15 protein-coding genes and 1 tRNA gene are annotated in these 17,964 nt (G+C 71.5%); 7 read left to right on the top strand and 9 right to left on the bottom strand.

Annotated features, from left to right (window positions below):
- Position 1: 1 nt before the first annotated feature.
- Positions 2-937 carry a carbohydrate ABC transporter permease gene (locus V6R91_RS33165; RefSeq protein WP_336398878.1) on the top strand — a complete coding sequence of 312 codons (936 nt, stop codon included), beginning with the start codon at positions 2-4 and terminating at the stop codon, positions 935-937.
- A complete protein-coding gene (locus tag V6R91_RS33170; protein WP_336398879.1) occupies positions 934-2,844 on the top strand; it encodes an FAD/NAD(P)-binding protein in 1,911 nt (636 codons plus the stop codon). Before V6R91_RS33165 ends, V6R91_RS33170 begins: the two co-directional genes overlap by 4 nt.
- 6 nt (positions 2,845-2,850) lie before the next feature.
- Here the strand turns inward: V6R91_RS33170 and V6R91_RS33175 are convergent, their stop codons facing one another.
- The 3 genes from V6R91_RS33175 to V6R91_RS33185 are packed head-to-tail and all read right to left on the bottom strand — an operon-like array spanning position 2,851 to position 8,472.
- Entirely contained in the window at positions 2,851-6,213 is a 3,363-nt protein-coding gene (locus V6R91_RS33175) for an ATP-binding protein (RefSeq protein WP_336398880.1), read from the bottom strand.
- A complete protein-coding gene (locus V6R91_RS33180) occupies positions 6,210-6,974 on the bottom strand; it encodes a DUF4194 domain-containing protein (protein ID WP_271059684.1) in 765 nt (254 codons plus the stop codon). The genes V6R91_RS33175 and V6R91_RS33180 overlap by 4 nt, the downstream gene beginning before the upstream one ends.
- Before the next feature lie 4 nt (positions 6,975-6,978).
- Entirely contained in the window at positions 6,979-8,472 is a 1,494-nt protein-coding gene (locus tag V6R91_RS33185; protein WP_336398881.1) for a DUF3375 domain-containing protein, read from the bottom strand.
- Positions 8,473-8,592: 120 nt separating this feature from the next.
- On the opposite strand from V6R91_RS33185, the gene V6R91_RS33190 reads away from it, so the two are divergent.
- Entirely contained in the window at positions 8,593-9,234 is a 642-nt protein-coding gene (locus V6R91_RS33190) for a LysE family translocator (protein ID WP_271059686.1), read from the top strand.
- A 130-nt stretch (positions 9,235-9,364) separates the two neighbouring features.
- Positions 9,365-10,753: an HNH endonuclease signature motif containing protein gene (locus V6R91_RS33195; protein WP_336398882.1), complete on the top strand. Its 1,389-nt coding sequence runs from the start codon at positions 9,365-9,367 to the stop codon at positions 10,751-10,753.
- A 21-nt stretch (positions 10,754-10,774) separates the two neighbouring features.
- Here the strand turns inward: V6R91_RS33195 and V6R91_RS33200 are convergent, their stop codons facing one another.
- Positions 10,775-11,623, bottom strand: a complete 849-nt coding sequence (locus tag V6R91_RS33200; RefSeq protein WP_336398883.1) for a phosphotransferase — start codon at positions 11,621-11,623, stop codon at positions 10,775-10,777.
- A gap of 113 nt (positions 11,624-11,736) precedes the next feature.
- Between V6R91_RS33200 and V6R91_RS33205 the strand changes: the two genes are divergently transcribed.
- Together V6R91_RS33205 and V6R91_RS33210 are read left to right on the top strand one after the other, a co-directional pair.
- The gene (locus tag V6R91_RS33205; RefSeq protein ID WP_336398884.1) at positions 11,737-12,327 is read left to right on the top strand and encodes a TetR/AcrR family transcriptional regulator; all 591 of its coding nucleotides are present in this window, start codon (positions 11,737-11,739) and stop codon (positions 12,325-12,327) included.
- 98 nt (positions 12,328-12,425) lie between these two features.
- The gene (locus V6R91_RS33210; RefSeq protein WP_336398885.1) at positions 12,426-13,238 is read left to right on the top strand and encodes an NAD(P)H-dependent oxidoreductase; all 813 of its coding nucleotides are present in this window, start codon (positions 12,426-12,428) and stop codon (positions 13,236-13,238) included.
- Positions 13,239-13,294: 56 nt separating this feature from the next.
- Here V6R91_RS33210 and V6R91_RS33215 read toward each other — a convergent pair.
- From V6R91_RS33215 to V6R91_RS33235, 5 genes are all read right to left on the bottom strand, one after another.
- Positions 13,295-13,386 (bottom strand) — tRNA-Ser (locus tag V6R91_RS33215).
- 204 nt (positions 13,387-13,590) lie between these two features.
- Positions 13,591-14,553, bottom strand: coding sequence for an aldo/keto reductase (locus V6R91_RS33220; protein ID WP_067242901.1), 963 nt, complete (start codon positions 14,551-14,553; stop codon positions 13,591-13,593).
- Positions 14,550-15,347, bottom strand: a complete 798-nt coding sequence (locus V6R91_RS33225; RefSeq protein ID WP_067242899.1) for an amino acid ABC transporter ATP-binding protein — start codon at positions 15,345-15,347, stop codon at positions 14,550-14,552. Before V6R91_RS33225 ends, V6R91_RS33220 begins: the two co-directional genes overlap by 4 nt.
- Positions 15,344-16,252: an amino acid ABC transporter permease gene (locus tag V6R91_RS33230; RefSeq protein ID WP_336398886.1), complete on the bottom strand. Its 909-nt coding sequence runs from the start codon at positions 16,250-16,252 to the stop codon at positions 15,344-15,346. Before V6R91_RS33230 ends, V6R91_RS33225 begins: the two co-directional genes overlap by 4 nt.
- Positions 16,252-17,190: a transporter substrate-binding domain-containing protein gene (locus V6R91_RS33235; protein WP_336398887.1), complete on the bottom strand. Its 939-nt coding sequence runs from the start codon at positions 17,188-17,190 to the stop codon at positions 16,252-16,254. Before V6R91_RS33235 ends, V6R91_RS33230 begins: the two co-directional genes overlap by 1 nt.
- A 140-nt stretch (positions 17,191-17,330) precedes the next feature.
- Here V6R91_RS33235 and V6R91_RS33240 point away from each other — a divergent pair, with 140 nt between their 5' ends.
- Positions 17,331-17,945 (top strand): MarR family winged helix-turn-helix transcriptional regulator, encoded by a 615-nt coding sequence (locus V6R91_RS33240; protein WP_067242893.1) that lies wholly within the window; start codon positions 17,331-17,333, stop codon positions 17,943-17,945.
- Positions 17,946-17,964: the final 19 nt, after the last annotated feature.

The raw sequence follows: 17,964 nt of genomic DNA on the forward strand, positions 1-17,964 counted from the left end.
CATGACGATGAGTTCCCGGGCGAAGGCCCGCGAGGAGGCGCCCGTCCGTCGCACGGGACTGACCGATCGCGGTCTGGCCTTCACCATGGTGCTGCCCGCGGCGGTGCTGATCGCCGTGTTCGCCGTCTATCCGTTCGGGATCGCGGTGTGGAACAGCTTCAACGACGTCGACATCGCCACCGGCGCGGGCGTGTTCAACGGAGTCGACAACTACGTCGCGATCTTCTCCCGCCCGGAGGTGCTCGCCGCCGGGCTGCGGACCGTGTTGTGGACCGGCGGGAACATGATCCTGCAGGTCGGCATCGGCATCGGCGTCGCGCTCCTGCTGAACGCGGGTCTGCGCGGCCAGGCGTTCCTGCGCGGGCTCGTCCTGTTCCCGTACATGGTCCCGGCGATCGTCGTCGCGATGGTCTTCCAGTTCATGTTCAACGACGTGACCGGCGTGGTGAACTACCTGTTGCAGTCGATCGGGCTGATCCAGGAGCCCATCTCGTTCCTCTCCAACCCGGACCTCCTGCTCGGCACCGCCGTCGTCGTGAACGTCTGGAAGTACAGCCCGTTCTTCATGATCATCGTCCTGGCCCGGCTGCAGTCCATCCCGCGCGAGCTCAACGAGGCCGTGTCCATGGACGGCGGAGGCGCGATCCGGCGGTTCACCGCCGTCACGCTGCCCTCGATCATGCCGGTCGTGCTGGCCGGCATGATGCTGCGGACGATCTGGACGGCCTACGACTTCGATCTCCCGTTCCTGCTGTCGAACGGCGGAGGCCCGGATCAGGCCGCGGTCACCGTGCCTCTCGCGATCCGGTCGCTGGCCTTCGAGAGCAACAGCATCGGCGAGGCGTCGGCGCTGGCCGTCGTCACGGCGATCGTGCTGACCGGCGCCGCCTACGCGTACATGCGAGGGTACGGGCGGGCGGAGAAGTCCAGCCGATGAGCGGGGTCGTCGCGATCGTCGGGGCAGGGCCCCGCGGCTCCTCGCTCGTGGAGCGCCTGGTCGCAAACGCCGTCGGCGGCGCCGTGGACCTCACCGTGCACCTGATCGATCCCGCCCCGCCCGGCGGCGGTCGGGTGTGGCGGCACGACCAGCCGCCGCACCTGCTGATGAACACCCTCGCCGACGATGCGACGCACTTCACCGACGAGACGGTGCGGTGCGACGGCCCGATCGTCGAGGGCCCGACGCTCTACGGGTGGGCCCGCGCCGTCGCCGCCGGGACGATCGCCGAGGACGACCCGTTCATCATCGAGGAGGCGGGGCGCATCGAGCCCCACGGTCACCCGTCGCGACGACTCCTCGGCGCCTACCTGCGCTGGTGCCACGCGCAAGACCTCTCCCGCGTGCCGGACGGGATGCGAGTCGTGCATCACGCGGCCCGGGCCGTCGCCGCGAGGAAGCAATCCGCCCGGTGGTCGATCGCACTGAGCGACGGCGACACGGTCGACGCCGACGCGCTGGTGCTCGCGAACGGTCACGTCGACCTGGACCCGACGATCGACGCTCCGAGGGCGGCGCACGCCCGGCGGGTCGGCGGCTGGTACGGGCGTCCAGGCAATCCCCTCGACGCGGACCTGAGCGCTCTGGGGCCGGGGGAGGACGTCATCGTCCGCGGACTCGGCATGAACTTCTTCGACTACGTGTCCCTGCTCACGGTCGGTCGCGGCGGTCGGTTCGAGGACCGCGACGGAGGGCTCCTCTCGTACGTCGCCAGCGGAGACGAGCCCGTCCTCCACGTCGGTTCCTCGCGCGGCACGCCGTACCGCGCGAAGGGCCTCTTCGGCTCTATGACCCCGGTGTTCGCGCCGCGGTACCTGACCAGGGAGGTCGTCGATCGACTCGCGACGCGGCCGGGCGTCGACTTCCGGGCCGAGCTCTGGCCCCTGATCGCCAAGGATACGGCGCGAGTGTTCCACATGGTCCTCGCCCGGGCGGAGCCGGAGCGGTTCGCCACGGACCCGCAGCAGGTGCTGGACGCCCTGGACGAGCTGCCCTGGGCGAGCGCCGAGCTCGATGCGGCCCTGGTCTCCGCCACCGGAGGCCTCTTCGACCTCTCGGCCTGGGACCGCCCCCTTCAGGGTCGTTCGTTCGTCTCAGCCGACGCCTTTCGACAGTGGTGGCTCGACGACCTCCGCGATGACCACGACGAGGCCCGACGCGGGCTCGACAGCGCGCGCAAGTGCGCATCCGTGGCGCTGGGCCAGGGCCGCGGCGCCCTCCGCCGGCTCGTCGCGTACGGCGGGTTCCGGGGGCATTCCTACGATCGGGACGTCGACCGCTGGTACCGCGGCTTCGCGGGCTCGCTGGCGAGCGGACCGCCGGCACGGCGCATCGCCGAGCTTCACGCCCTGACCGAGGCGGGGGTCGTCGAGCCGGTGGGACCGTCCCTGAGGGTGACCGAGACGGAGGACGGCTTCGCGGCGTCGTCGCCGGCGGTCGCGTCCGCCCCGCGGCACGCCCGCGCGCTGCTGGAGGCGCACCTCCCGCCCAACCGTCTCCAGCAGACGGGGGATCCGCTGCTGCGCACGCTGCGCGACGCGGGGCATCTGCGTCCGTACCGCATGCCGGATCCGATCGAGCAGACCCCGTTCGTCACCGGGGCGATCGATGTGGGGCGCTCCCCTTACCGCGCGGTCTCCGTCGACGGGACCGAGGACGATTCGCTCTACGTGTTCGGCGTGCCCCTGGAGCACCTGCACTACGGCACGCAGCTGGGTCCGCTGGCACGCTCGGACTCGGCGTTCCTCCGGGACGCCGACGCCATCGCGCGAGCGGTGCTCAACCGCGTCGCCGGCCGGGGCGCCGTCCATCCGCCCCGACCGCACCTGGCCTCGCGACCGGCCTGACCTCGCTCAGCTCACTGCCGGATCGAGCCCCACCTTCGGCCGGGCCCAGGAGCGTCCTCGGGTGTCCTTCAGGATCGTGTACTCCACGTCCACGTGTGGCTCGATCGCGCTGTACTTGTCATTGGGTGCGCCGATGACGAGCTGGAAGCCGAGCCCGCGCCACGCGCCGATCGCGCGCTTGGTGAAGTGCGCGTCCGCCTTGATCAACGCCTCGTCCATGAACACCGGCGCGTAGCGCGGACGCGGGGCTCCCGCGTCGCCGAGCTGGTAGCGCAGCGCGGACCCGACGATGAACGCCACGAGCTCCTGCGACTCCCCGCCCGACTTTTCCCCGATGTGGTCGTAGAGGGCGACGTGCTGCCCGGTGGCGGCGTGGATCCGCTCCGCGCTCACCCGCACATGGTTGCGCACGTCGATGAGCTCGGCGAAGTCCGGAGCGGTCCGCCGCATCTTGCCGATCAGGCGGCTCATCCGGTTGTACGCGTGCTGACGCTGCTCGCCCGTCGACGCCGCTTCGATGAGGCCGCGCACCTCGCGCAGCTCCCGGCGGAAGCGTCGTCGCGCCTCGGACTGGTTCTCGCGCGGGACGATCTGGAGCCGGTGATCGTCGTCGTAGAAGGGCAGCTCCTGCATGATCCGGTTGATCGGGTCGATCCGGTCCTTGATCTCCCGCAGTGAGCGGCTGAGCGTGGAGTCGAGACTCGTCAGGTCGTTGCCGGACAGGCGCAGCAGGCTGTCGCGCCACTCGGCCTCCAGCTCGTGCAGTCCGCTCGTGCGGAGGGAGTCGAGGATCCCCTCGAACTCCGCGACCGACGTGTCGGGATCCGGCAGCACGTTGAGGTCCGGCCACCGCTCCAGGAACCCCGTCATCAGCCGCCGGAGGGCCTCGCGCTGCTCCTGATGCGCATCCGCCGCCGCGCGCCGGTCCTCCGCGAGGCGCTGGGCGGCCGAGCGCAGGGCGAGGTCAAGACGTGCCAGCCGCTCCGACGGGGCCGCCTGGTCCTCCTCCTCGGCGAGCAGGAAACGCGCGTCGAGGAACGCCGACTGCGCCGGATCGAGCGCGCGCTCGTCCGCCTCGGCGGCGTCGACGATGACCTGGCACGCGTCGACGTCGTCGGTGACCTCTCCCCACTCCGTGTGCGTCCGGTCGAGGTCCGCGCGCAACCGCGCCATCTCCGCCCGCAGGCCGGCGTCACGGGCCTTGAGCTCCTCGGCCCTGGCCTTCAGGCGCGCGATCTCCGGGTTGCCGTCGGTCACCTCGGACTCCACGGCGAGCCAGCGGTCGCGCTCGGCGACGACGGCGTCGACGTCGATCTGCTCCCAGGTCACGTCCTGGACCTTCGCGTAGGACTGGAGACGCCCGACGGCGTTGTCCAGGGCGGACTCGGCCTCACGCGCCGCGGTCTCGGCGCTCCGGTACCGGGTGTCCAGCTCGGCGAGACGCTCGTCGAGATCACGAAGCCGGCGTTCGTTCGAGAAGCCCAGCACGTTGTCCCGGCCATGGCCCCCGTGGGCGCCGCGCTGCCCGCGGGAGACCTGCCCGGTGATCGTCAGCGCCTTCGGGTGCTCCGCGAGCTGCGCCGACGAGTCCACGCACACGAAGTCGAAGCGCTCCCGAAGATGCTGCTGCACCCAGCCGGTAAAGGGGGTGTCGCGGTAGTCGAGGCGCCCGGGCAGCGTCGTCGGGTCGGCGGGGACCTGCGTGCCGATCCCGACGTGCACGCCCTCGTAGCTCAACCGGTCCGGGATCCGCACGGACTCGATCGCCGCGCGGAACCGCGGCAGGTTCTCGACGTCGATGAGCAGCGTGCGGGCGAACCCGCCGAGGGCGAGGTTGAAGGCGTCCCGCCACGGCTCGTACTCGGTGCGCACCTCCACGAGCTCTCCCACGAAGGGCAGGTCGTCCGGGGTGAGTCCCGCCGCCTCGGCGAGCGCGGCGCGCGCCTCGTCCAGCCGCACGGGGATGCTGCCCGCGCTGCGTGCGCTCCGGTCCCGCTCGTCCCGCAGGCGCGCACGTTCCCGTTCGATCGCGCGTCGCTCCGCCTCGGCCTCCGCGAAGGCGGCGCGGGCGGACCGTCCCGTGTCGCCGCCCGTCGACGCGGTCCGTGCGCGGGCGAGCAGCGCGTCGAACGCGTCGGCGGTCGTCACTTCCTCACCGAGCTCGCGCAGGACCGCGCCCACGCGGTCGCGCTCGCGCCGCACCTCCTCCAGCCGCCGTTCGACGCCGCGCAGCTCACGCTGGGCGGTCTCCAGCCGGTCGCCGCCGGACTGGCGCAGGACCTCCAGAAGCCCCTCGCGCTCCGCCTCCGCGGCGTCGGCGAGGGCCTGCTTCTCCCGCAGCGCGAGCTCCAGCGCGTGGGTGCGGTCGCGCAGTTCGGTCTCCACGTCGCGCAGCAGGTCCAGGCGACGCTCGGCCCGCCACAGCGCGGCGCTCGACGCCGCCTCCGTGAACGAGCCGAGCTCGTCGATGAGGCGGACGCGTTCGCTCGACGCCGCCATCCGCTCGCGGATGCCGCGGATCGGCTCGAGAGCGCTCACCTGCTGGCGAGCGGTCAGCATGCTGATCCGCGTGCTCTCCAGCTCGTCGAAGTGGGCGACCACGGCGTCCGCCGTCGCCATCGTCTCCGGCTCCTCCAGGACGAGCCTCTTGTACAGGTCGTCGACGGTCGTGATCTGCTGTCCGGCCTGGATGCGTGCGAGCAGGCTGACGGCCTTCGCGCCCGCCCCCGCCGTCCCGATGCCCAGCACGGCGTGCAGGCGCGCGGAGAACTCCCGGTCGGTCCCAAGCGTCTCCAGTCCCGTCGCGCGCACCGCCGCGTCGGAGAGCCGCTGTGCCGCCGCGGCCTCGAGGCGCCCGAGGTCGAAGGCGGCGTCGACCGTCGCCCGGACCCGCACGGTGTCCTCCAGCACCCGCGCGCCCGCCGGGATGTACCAGGCGCGCACGGCCGTGAACCGAGATCCGTCGTGGTCGAGCCAGGTCATCGCGACCGCGCTCCAGGTGTCCTCGCCGTCGCCGCGCAGGACCCGGAGCTTGGTGCCCTCGTCGGTGCGGGACTCGTCGATCTTGCCGCGGCCGTAGGAGAGGATGTTCCGCTGCTCGTCGCCGCGCGGACGTCCGGTGACGCCGCCGTTCGACGCGCCGTTGAACGGCGTCGTATGCGGCATCATGAGCGCGATGTACGCGTCCATGAGCGTCGACTTCCCGGACCCGGACCCGCCGCACAGCAGGGTCGCGTCCGGCGAGAACCGCACCACGTGCGGTCCGGCGTCGTAGCCGCCCCAGTTGATCAGCTGCAGGTCCTCGGCCACCCACTGCTGGCCGCGGGACCCTGCCGGGATGAGCCCGAAGAGCGTCTCCACCATCGTCACGGTACGGGCACCTCCGCCGCGTCGTCCTCTCGGACCGCGGCCTCCTCGCGGACTGCGGCCCCCTGTTCGGGCCGGTCCTCCTCGTCATCCGATCCGACGTCGCCGTCGGCAACGTCGTGCGGCGCCTGCTGCGCGCGCAGCCAGTCCCGCAGCTCCCTCAGGGTCTCGGCGCTGAGGACGACCTCGACGAGGGAGCTGATCCGGTAGCGTCCGTCCGTCTCCTCGTCGATGATCCCCTCGCGGTCGAGGCGGTCCATGGCGCTGCGGATCGCCTTCTGCTGGCGCGCGGTGCTGCCGTCCACGTCGGCGAAGTAGCTGAGCACCGTCTGCTCGACGTCCTCGATGTCGATGCGGGGCGCGGCCTCCCCGAGCGCCGATTCGCGCTGGTAGACGGTGCGCAGATGCACGAGCACCAGGGTCTCGGCACGGGAGTAGGGGGCGTCCTTCAGCAGGACCGGCATGTCGATCTCGTCGGAGCGCAGCTGCTGCTTGTACGCGTACCCGCGGCCGTGGTCGATCACGAGCCGGAGGTAGAGGTCGTTCAGGCGGGACTCGATGACCTGCTGGTGATCGAGCAGCAACGTCCAGTCGCGGCGGTTGCGATCCGCGGCCACGAACCGCCGCTGCAGGAGATGGACGAGCACGCGCCGGACCTCCGGATCCAGGGTTCCCCGATCGCCGGGGAACAGCTCGTCCGCGTCGTCCTCCATCGCGACGGGGGCGATGAACGGATCGTCCTGAGGCGCAGCGGTCCCGGGCACGTCGTCAGTCAATCGCGTCTTCCTTCTCTTGTGCTCTGGTCGTCCTCGCCGTGACGGCGCCGAACGCGAACCGCCGGGTGGTGCCGTCGGGCCGCCGCGCCTCGACCGTGGAGATCCGATCCGCCTCGGTCATGCCGTTGCGGTGGGCGATCTCGAGCAGGCCCACGAGGTCGACCGGGCGCCGGGTCTCGTCCGCGGCTCCCGCGAACGCCTCGCCGAGGTCGAACTCCGGACCGAGACCGGCCAGATATGCCTCCAGCTCGTCGTAGCGCGGTCCGCCCCAGGCGCGGGTGTCGTTGTCGACGAACTCGACGTCGTCCGCGCCCGCCAGCGGGGCCGGCGTCCCGGCCGGGCGGATGTCGCTGACCGTCTGACGTAGATGGCCGAGGTCGACGAGCGGCATGCTGCGCACCGGGTCCACGCTGGCGTTGACCGCGGCGGCGCCGCCCGTCTCGTCGGTCCAGGCGTGCAGGCCGGAGAGCACGTCTCGGAGCAGGTCGTCGATCTGCCGGTCGCGCAGCGGATCGTGGGTCTTCACCTGACCGGTGATGACGTGCGACGCCCGCCGCTGGGCGGCGAGCACCTCCTCCACGCCGACCTCGACCCGCCGGCCGATGGCGTTGAGCTCCGCGCGCTGCGTGCCGTCCAGCATCCGCGCGAAGGGCTGACGGAGCACGGAGTGCAGCTGCTCGGTGAGCGCGTCGATCCGGTCCGGATCCCCGATCAGGCGCAGGGCGCCGGCGAACGCGCGTCCCTCCGGAGTCGACTGCATCACGTCCTGCGCACGCTGAAGGTACTCGCGCAGGACTTCGCCGGTGGGCCGCTCGTCGCGGCGGAGGTGTGCGACCACGTCACGCTGCATGGCCTTGAGCGACTCTGCCACCCGTGTGAAGTCGGCGGGCAGCTCCCGTGCCAGGTGCAGCACGTTCTCCGCCTCTTCCCGCAGCTCCTCGTCGTCGAACGGGTCGATCTCGCCGTCGCGGGCGCGCGCGATCTCCGCGTCGAGCAGGTCCCGTTCCTCCAGCAGCCGGGCGAGGCGCCGGGCCGGATCGGCCTCCGCGTTGTCGGCGAGGTGCTCGACGGCCTCCAGCAGGGTGCGGACGCGGGAGTTCGAGACGCGCGTGCGTCCTCCGCCGGTGCGTCCGGCGATCTCCAGCGCCTCCACCGCGTGCGCGGAGAGGCGATAGACCTCGACGTCGTCGTCGATCTGGCGGACGAGCCAGCCCACGCGCGTCCAGGTGCGGCAGACCTCGCGGCCGCTGCCGCCGGGGAGCCGCCGGTCGTCGTCGTCATAGCCGGCCGCGCGCAGCTCGTCGAGGATCTCGGCGACCTCGGCATGGGCGTCGGCGACGGCCACCGCGGGTCGATCGGCGGTGAAGAGCACCGACAGCGCCGCCACGACGAACGGGGCGAACCGGCCGTGCAGGAGATCCAGCGTGGGGGTGCGGAACGCGGCGAGGGAGCGGAGGTAAGCCGCTTCGGCACGCGTGTTCGTCACACGTTCGAGCCTACCGAGGACGCGCACCCCTTCCCGACGCGCGGGGGCGGGGCCGCGCCTCGCGGGTGGGGGGGCGACGCAGCCTGGTGCGCGCGGTCCCGCGGGGAGTAGGGTGACGCCGTGCCGTCGATCGAAGCCCTCCTCGCCTTCGCGGTCGCGTCGCTGATCCTCATCGCGATCCCGGGTCCGAGCGTCCTGTTCGTGATCGGGCGCTCCCTCTCGCTCGGTCGCCGCGGCGGTCTGTGGAGCGTGGTGGGAAACGAGCTCGGCGGCCTCATCCCCATCACCGCCGTCGCCTTCGGCGTGGGCTCGATCGTCGCCCAGTCGGTGGCCCTGTTCACGGTCGTGAAGATCGCCGGAGCGGCGTACCTCGCGTATCTCGGAGTGCAGGCGATCCGGCACCGGAAGGACGGGATGGCGGCGACCGCCGCGGAGGCTCCGCGCCGCGCCTCGACGGCCACCGTGCTCCGTCAGGGATTCATCGTCGGCGCATCCAACCCGAAGACGATCGTGTTCTTCGTCGCCGCTCTCCCCCAGTTCGTCGATTTCTCCGCAGGCGCGGTGCCCGTCCAGATGCTGGTCCTCGGCCTGGTCTTCACCGTCATCGCGTTCGTGTGCGACGGGGCCTGGGCCCTCGCCGCCGGGACCGCGCGGGCGTGGTTCGCCCGGTCGCCGCGCCGCCTCGCAGCCGTGCGTGCGACCGGAGGCGGCATGATGATCGGCCTCGGCGGCACGGTGCTCCTCGCGGACAACAAGGCCTGAGCGCAACCGGGATCGGCGCAGATCACGCCGTCCGACGGCACGGCCACGGGTCGGCGGAGGGGTCGCGCTCTGACGGCGGGTTGCCCACAGACCCTTGGCGAGTTTCGAACATATGTACTAGGCTGAGATCATGTCGGGAGTCCAGGACGCATACCTCCTCCGGAGCCGGGAGATCGTAGAGCGGTGCCGTGCGCTGGATGCGGAGATCGCGGTCCGGGAGGCGGAGAAGGCGGCACTGCTGGGCGAGCGCGTCGAGTTGCTGCTGCGTGAGATGCCGGCGGGGAGTGCCGGGTTCGAGCAGGCGGAACGGTCGATGTTCGCGGAGATCTCCGCCGCGCTGCACCTGTCCCGGACGGCGGCGGCGAAGGCGCTCGGCACCGGGTGGGCGCTTCGGGACCGGTTTCCCGCGACGATGTCCGCTCTCGCCCAGGGCCGGATCAGCGCCCGGCACGCGTCCGCGATCGTGCAGGCCGCACAGGCCCTGGACCTCCACGACCACGCCGCGCACGCCGCTTACGAGGAACAGGTCATCCCGTACGCCGCCGCGGAGACACCGGCACGCACCGAGGCGTTCGCCCGCTCCGTCGCCGCATCCGTGTCGCCCCAGACGATCACCGAACGCCTCACCCGCGCCCGCGCCGGGCGACGCGTCACCGTCACGGACGCCGACGACGGCATGAGCTGGCTCTCCCTGCTCCTCCCCTCCCCGATCGCGCACGCCGTGCACGACCGCCTCACCGGCATCGGGCGACAGATCCGCATGCTCCGCGCCGCCGAAGACTGCGGCGCCTTCGACAGTCCCCCGGGCCCCGACAGTCCCCCGGGCCCCGACAGCCCCCAGGGCCCCGACGGGACCACGCCGCCGACGCCCGCGGAATGGGAAGAGCTCACCGGATTCGAACACCTCGTCGCCGACCTCGACGAACCCCTCACCGACGACCGCACGCTCGACCAGATCCGCGCCGACATCGCCGCCGACCTCCTCCTCGCCGCCACCACCGACACCCTCACCGAGACCGGCACCCAGGCGATCCGCGGAACCGTCCAGGTCACCATCGCCGCGACCACCCTCCACGGCGACGACGACCGGCCCGCCGAACACGACGGTCACGGCCCCGCCGACCCCGCCCTCGTCCGCACGCTGGCCGCCGACGCCGAGCGATGGGACCGCCTCTTCCTCGACCCGACCGGGATGCTCACCCGCACCGACTCCTACACCCCCACCGAACGCATGCGACGCCACCTCCGCGCCCGCGACCAACACTGCCGATTTCCCGGATGCCGCATGCCCGCCCGCCGCACACAGACCGACCACACCCACGACCACGCCCGCGGCGGGCCCACAGACATCACCAACCTCGCCTGCCTCTGCGCCGGGCACCACGCCCTCAAACACCCCCACCACGACGACCGGTGGAGATGGTCCGCGACACAGAGCCCCGACGGCACCCTCATCTGGACCGACCCCACCGGACGAACCCACACCGACCACCCCACACCCCGCGTCCAGTTCGTCTGACCGCCGCGGATGACGGGGCCTTCACTCCGCGCTGCGCAACGCGTCGAGCGTCGGCCAGGGCGCCCCCGACCGAAGCACGTCCATGAGTTCCTGCCTGACCTGCGGACCGTTCGGGAACCGGTCACCCCTCTCCCAGCGCCACGCCGCCACCATCGCCAGGACGAGCTCCCGGCAATCATCACGCAGGCTGCGGTCGAGGCCGGGGTAGAGCTCGGCGACCTCCGCCGGGACGTGCGCGACATCGAACTCGACCGGACCCCGGCAGACGGTCTCGAGATCGATGAACCGGGCTCCCGCGGCGGTGGCGATCACGTTCCCCGGGTGCGGCTCGCCGTGAAGCAGCTGCTCGGTGCCGCGATCGTGGATCGCTCGTCCGAGGTGGATCAGGCGACCGCGCAGGAACTCCCGATCCCCGTCGCCGAGCTCCGGCGACAGGGCCGGGCTCCCGACGACGTCGAGGGCGGCGGCGACCCGCGCGGTGAACCGCGGGACCGGTGTCGCGACGGTCCGCATGCCCGCGTGGAGCCGCACGAGGGCGTCCGCGTACTCGCGTGCCGTCGCCGCCGATGCCACCCGGTCCAGAGGCTCCCACAACGTCACGGCGAACCCGTCCTGCACGTAGACGCGCGGGTCCGCGCGGGAGTCCACGCGCCCCACCGGGCACCCGGCGTCGGCGAGCGCCTGCGCGAGCTCGACTTCGAGACGGGCGGCGGCATGCTCGCCCCGTCCGACCCGGGCGACGATGTCGGCCGGGCGCAGCCGCAGCGTGAGCCGGTTCGCCTCCTGCAGGATCGACACCTGCGCGACCGGCAGACCCAGGCCCGCGCAGACGGCCCTGGCGGCGTCGAGCGCACGGATCGACTCGGACACGACGGGCCTCCCTCCTGAGCGCGGCCCTTGCCACTCAGCCCGAGGTTACCAAGAGTAAGATACGAATGGTAAGTTACGTGCGACCGTCACGTCTCGCCCCGAACGGAGGAGCAGTGCCCCCACACGCGACGCCGCCTCTCCCGCGGCGGCTGCCGAAGGCGCAGCGTCGCGCCCAGCTGCTCGCCGCGGCTCGCGATCTGATCCGCGAGGAGGGGACGGACCGGCTCACGCTCGGCCGTCTCGCCGAGCGGGCGGGGGTCGCCAAGCCCCTCGTCTACGACCACTTCGGGGACCGCTCGGGGCTGCTGGCCGAGCTGTACCGGGAGTTCGACGCCCGTCAGCATGCCGCCCTCGATGCGGCACTCGCCCAGGTCGAGCCGGACCTGGACGCCGTCGCGGATCTCATGGCCGGCGCGTACCTGGACTGCGCGCGAGCCGAGGGGCGCGAACTGGCCGACGTCCTCTCCGCCCTCACCGGCTCGCCCACCCTTGAGCGGCTCCGCCGGGACGCCACCGACGCGTATCTCGCCAAGTGCCGCTCAGCGCTGGCTCCGGTCGCCCGGACGCCCGTCGACAGCGCGGGGCTTCACGCCGTGGCCGGGGCCGCGGACGCGCTCTCCCGCGCCTCGCTCGCCGGCGAGCTGGATGAGGGTCGCGCTCGGCGAGCCCTGGCGCGCATCATCGTCACCGTCGCCGGCGGCTGAACGCAGGGCGCGGACCCGGCCCGCAACAGACCACTCGCGGCCCACAGAACCCGACAGACAGAACCCCCACAGACGGAACACCGATCGAGAGGACTCCCATGACGATCCACCACCCTCCGCGCCCGGGACACGCGCTCTGGGTTCTCGCGCACCCTCGGGGCACGTCCTTCAATCGCCGCCTGTTCGACGCCGGCACGGAGGCTCTGTCCCGCCGCTATGAGGTCGCGACCTCCGACCTGTACACGCAGGGATTCGACCCCGTCCTCTCCGATCGCGACCTCGCCGTCGAGGACAGGCGCCCGGGCAACGTCGTGGAGCTGCAGGGCGTGGCGTACGAACAGGGGCTGCTGCCGGCAGACGTGCAGGCCGAGCAGGCCAAGCTCGCCGCCGCCGAGCTGCTCGTGCTGCAGTTCCCGCTCTGGTGGTACGGGGTTCCGGCGATCATGAAGGGCTGGCTCGACCGCGTCCTCGCCAACGGCTTCGCGTACGGCGACGCCGATCCGGAGCTCGGCATCCCCCGCCGCTACGGTGACGGCGGCCTGGCCGGGCGACGCGCCCTCATCATCGTGACCGCGGGCGAGGACGAGCGCTCGATCGGGCCGCGCGGCATCAGCGGCGACCTGGACTCTCTGCTGTTCCCGCTGACGCACGGCGCGCTCTGGTACGTGGGGATCGAGTCGCTCGCGCTGCACGTCGTGCATGACGCCGACGGACTCGGCACCGACGGACTCGAGCGGGAGATCCGCCGCCTCACCGACCGGTTGCAGCACCTCGACGACGAGCCAGGACGCCCCTTCCGACGGCTCCGCGACGGCGATTACCGGGGGACGCGAGCGCTGCGAGACGACATCCACCCCGGCCGGACCGACCTCGGCATCCACCTCGCCGATCCCGAGGGCCGGTCCGCGTGACGCTGCGGCTCGGCCGGATCGAAGGTCGAACGGACCGCGCCGAACCTGAAGAAGTGTGGCGGAGACGGAGGGATTTGAACCCTCGGTCCCCGTGAGGGGACTCCACCTTAGCAGGGTGGTGCACTAGGCCTGACTATGCGACGTCTCCGTGCGCCCGCTCCGAGGAACGGACACGCCTGACCATCCTAACGGCTCCGAGGCGAGGTCGCGAACCGCCCGCGGATGCGCACGGCCCGACCGACGCGCGAGAGGGTCCGCGACGCTCGGCGTCACGGACCCTCTCCTCACCCATGCGATCCTCACCCACGCGATCGGATGACCCGCCCGTCCGGACGGGGAACCGCCCGGGCGGTCAGGCGACGTAGTCGCCGATCAGCGCGCGGTCGTGGGTGTACGGGGCGTCGAGCGCGTGCGCGTCGATCCCCAGCCCCTCCGCCGCCTCGCGGATGCGGTCGCCGAGCTCGGCGGCGATGCGCACCGCCTCCGCGTTCTCCCGCAGCCGCTCGGGACGCGTCGCGCCGAACAGCAGCGACGCCACCTGCGGGTTCGTCAGGCACCAGGCGAGCGAGAACTGCGCGGGCGTGATCCCGAGGCCCTCCGCCGCCTCGACGATGGCCGGCACGGTCGCCTTGATCTGGGCCCGGATGTCGCCCACGTCGATCCCGATGTGGCGCTCCGGCTCCAGGATCCCCGCGAGGATGCCGCCCTCCATGGTGTCGGACGCGTGGATGCTCATCCCCGTGCGCGCGACCACCTCGCGGTACTGGTCCTCCACCACGTTGCGACGGACGATCGAGTACTTCAGCTGGGCGAGCTGCGGCCCGGGCTTGCCGATCGAGGCGGCGTGCTCGTGCGCGGCGAGCAGGTCCTCCGGCACCCAGTTCAGCGCGCCCCAGCACCGGGCGCGTCCGCTGTCGACGACCTCGGTGACCTCGTCGACGAGCTTCTCCACGCTCATCCCGGGACGGGGGTGCTCGATGATGAGGACGTCCGCATACTCCTCGTCCACCCGGCGCAGCATGCGGTCGGTCTGGTCGCTGAGCGACTCCGACGGATAGTTGAAGTACCAGAGCTTCTCGGCGAGCTGGTAGTCCTCGCGGCGCGCACCCGCCTCGCGGATCAGCCGGCTGAAGATCATCTCGGTGTGCGGGGAGTTGCGGTAGTACGCCACGTCGAAGAACGTGATCCCGAGATCCAGGGCGCTGCGGACCAGGTCCACCCCGGCCTCGAAGCTCAGCCGCGAGTAGGTGTACCAGGATCCCAGCGAGAGCCGGGAGACCTCGATGTCCGTCGTGCCGATGGTTGCCGTGTTCATGCGTTCTCCTTGTCGGTTGCCTGCTGTGCGGCGATGAGCTTCGCGACGAACCGCCGGGTGCGGTCCGAGCGCGGTGCGGCGAAGACCTGGTCGGGTGGACCGGTCTCCACGATCTGTCCGGCGTCCATCACCACGACGACGTCGGAGATCTCGCGGGCGAGCTCCATCTCGTGCGTGACGACCACCATGGTCATGCCCTCCGCGGCGAGGCCTCGGATGACGTCGAGGACCTCGCCGACGAGCTCGGGGTCGAGGGCGCTGGTCGGCTCGTCGAAGAGCATGATCTCCGGGCGCATCGCCAGCGCCCGGGCGATCGCGACCCGCTGCTGCTGGCCGCCGGAGAGCTCCGTCGGGTAATGCCCGGCGTGCCCCGACAGCCCCACTCGGGCGAGCTCCTCCCTCGCGGCGGACTCGGCCTGGGCACGGGGCACCTTGAGCACCTGCACCGGTCCCTCCGAGACGTTCGCGAGAGCGGTCATGTGCGGGAAGAGGTTGAAGTGCTGGAACACCATCCCGAACGGGCGGCGCTGGCGCACCACGTCCCGCTCCCGGACCCGCATGAGGCGCCCCCGGACGGTCTCGATGCCGAGCCGCTCGCCGCGCAGACGGATCTCTCCGCCGTCCGTCTCCTCCAACTGGTTGAGGCACCGCAGCAGGGTGGACTTCCCGGACCCCGAAGGCCCGATGATGCTGACCACCTGTCCCCGCGCGAGGTCCAGGTCCACGCCGCGGAGCACCGCCGTGCCGTGGAACTCCTTGACGAGGCCGCGCACGGTGAGGATCGTCTCGGTCATGCCGGCACCTCCGGGGCCTTGAGCTTGGATCGACGGACGAATCCCCGCGAGTAGTGGCGTTCGAGCGCACTCTGGCCGACCATCGCGATGCTCGTGAGCACGAGGTACCAGAGGCAGGCGACGAGCAGCATGGGGATCGTCTGGTAGGTCCGCCCGTAGACGAGCTGGACCGAGGTCAGCAGCTCGGTGAAGCCGATCACCGACACCAGCGACGTGCTCTTGAACAGCGTGATCAGCTCGTTGCTCAGCGGCGGGATGATGACCCGGATCGCCTGCGGCATGATGATCCGCCGCATGGCGCGCGCCTTCGTCATCCCGATCGCCCCGGCCGCCTCATACTGCGCCTTCGGCACGGAGAGGATCCCGGCCCGGTAGATCTCCCCCACGTAGGCGGCCTGGATCAGGGTCAGCCCGATCAGCGCGGCGGTGAACTTGTTGATCACGTCGTTCGTCTTGACCGAGAAGAACACGATGTCCGTGAAGGGGATGCCGATGGTCAGCTGCGGGACGAGCGCGCCCAGGAAGAAGATGAACAGCAGGACGACGAGGGCCGGGATCGCCCGCATCAGCCAGATGAACACGGTCCCTGCGGCCTTCAGCGCCGGGTTCTCCGACATCCGCAGGTAGGCGACGACGCCTCCGGCGAGAAGTCCGGTCACCGCGGACAGCAGGGTCAGCCAGATCGTGTTCACGACCCCGCGGAGGATCTCCTCCTTGAAGAGGTACTCCCCGACGAGGTCCCACTGCCACCCGGGCGTGGTCACCATGAAGTGCACGACACCGACCAGGACGAACGCGCCGACCAGGCCCCAGATCCACCAGGACAGACGCCGGCGGCCGATGTGCGGCGTGGCCAGCACCGGCTCCGGAGGGCCCGTCCGCGTCTTCTCCGCGACGGTGGTCATCAGAACTCGGATCCGTTGATCTCGATCTCGTCCATCGCCAGGCTCTCACTGCCCCAGCGCTCGAGGATCTCGGCGTAGGTGCCGTCCTCGACCATGCTCTGCAGGGCGGCGCGGACGGCCTCCGCCATGTCGGCACGGTCGGCGGCGATCGCGACCCCGTACGGGGCGTACCACATCAGGTCGCCCACGAGCTCGAACTGCCCGGGCGTCTCGGCGAGGATCACGTTGATCGGCGAGATGTCGGACCACGCCACCTCCGCCTGCTGCGACTGCACGGCGAGGACCGCGGCCTGCACGGAGTCGTACGCCTGGATGTCGATCGGGTCCTTGCCGGCGTCCGTGCAGGCCTTGTTCTCCTCGTCGGCACGCGTCTGCTGGATCGAGCTGATCGTGACGGCGAGCGAGTGGCCGCAGAGGTCCTCGACGCCGCTGATGTCGGCCGGCGCGAGCGCGCTGCCGAGCAGCGCGGTGCCGCCCTTGAGGATGTCGACGAAGCTCACGGTCGTCCGCCGCTCCGCGAAGTCGCCCGCGGCGAGCGCGGCGTCGTACCGCCCGGACTCGACGCCCGGCATCGTGCCGCCGCCGGAGACCTGCTCGATCTTCAGCTCCAGGCCGAGGCGGTGCGCGTACTCGGCGGTGAGGTCGGCGACGATGCCGATGATCGAGTCCCCGCCCTCGGGGACGTACTGCAGCGGTGCGACCTGCCCGGAGCCGGCGGCGATCCAGACGCCGTCCTCGTCGGCGGGGACGAGATCGGCGAACTGTCCCTTCTCGCCGGTCGGGGTCCGGATGTCCGTCGGCAGCGCGAACGCCGGCGCCGTCTCGTCGCCGGCGTCGTCGGCGTCGGCTCCGCCCGCGCCGCCCGCGGCACAGCCGGTGAGCGCCAGCGCGACCAGGGACAGGACGGCCAGGGTTCTCGTCGTACGGGGGAATTGCATGGGTTCTCCTCCTTCGCAGCCCATGAGTGGCTTCGCCCTCAGTATCGACACGGGTCCGCAATTTAGTCAAGACTTTGTTTTGTTTAGTTATGCTCGATACCGAGGCTGTGTCAGCATGGGCACCGAGACAGGGAGGTCCGTTGGAAGACGGCGAAGCCACGAGCGGCGTCCATTGGACAGATGAGAACGGCGAGCCGCGACATGATCCGGTCCTCGCGGACTGGTGGTTCACCCACTACGCGTACCGCGTCCTCGGCGAGCACTTCCCCGGCGTCGACGCCGACGCGTCCCGGCTCGTGATGCGGCTGCGGCGGGCCACAGGCACCCTCAGCGAGCTCGCGAGATCCGGCCTCGCCGACCATCGCGCACCCTCGACGGCGGGCCAGCGCATCCTGCTGACGCTGATGCTCGCCGGCCCTCTCACACAGGCGCAGATCGCCGACTACTCGGGGATGAGCAGGGCCGCGGTCTCATCGGCGGTGCGCACCCTGATCGTGGACGGGATGATCTCGCGCACGCCCTCCCCGAAGGACGGCCGGGCGGTGCTCCACGCCGTGACGCCGCACGGCGAGGAGGTCTATCGGGAGGCGTTCCTCGCGCGCAACGCCAAGGAGTCGGAGCTGCTCCACGCCCTCACGGCGAAGGAGTACGCGCAGCTCATGCAGATCCTCGAGAAGCTGATGTCCTACGCGGCGTCGCATGCCCCGGACGCACGGCTCCTCGAGGCCGAGGAGCCGTCGGACGACGCGCGCTGAGGGACCTCTGCGCCCGGAT

The sequence above is a fragment of the Microbacterium sp. CCNWLW41 genome, from assembly GCF_037083505.1.

Excerpts from the sequence above, each read along its gene's own strand:
- V6R91_RS33165 (WP_336398878.1), top strand. The coding sequence starts at position 2 with ATGACGATGAGTTCCCGGGCGAAGGCCCGCGAGGAGGCGCCCGTCCGT.
- V6R91_RS33170 (WP_336398879.1), top strand. The coding sequence starts at position 934 with ATGAGCGGGGTCGTCGCGATCGTCGGGGCAGGGCCCCGCGGCTCCTCG.
- V6R91_RS33195 (WP_336398882.1), top strand. The coding sequence starts at position 9,365 with ATGTCGGGAGTCCAGGACGCATACCTCCTCCGGAGCCGGGAGATCGTA.
- V6R91_RS33210 (WP_336398885.1), top strand. The coding sequence starts at position 12,426 with ATGACGATCCACCACCCTCCGCGCCCGGGACACGCGCTCTGGGTTCTC.
- V6R91_RS33220 (WP_067242901.1), bottom strand. The coding sequence starts at position 14,553 with ATGAACACGGCAACCATCGGCACGACGGACATCGAGGTCTCCCGGCTC.
- V6R91_RS33225 (WP_067242899.1), bottom strand. The coding sequence starts at position 15,347 with ATGACCGAGACGATCCTCACCGTGCGCGGCCTCGTCAAGGAGTTCCAC.
- V6R91_RS33230 (WP_336398886.1), bottom strand. The coding sequence starts at position 16,252 with ATGACCACCGTCGCGGAGAAGACGCGGACGGGCCCTCCGGAGCCGGTG.
- V6R91_RS33235 (WP_336398887.1), bottom strand. The coding sequence starts at position 17,190 with ATGCAATTCCCCCGTACGACGAGAACCCTGGCCGTCCTGTCCCTGGTC.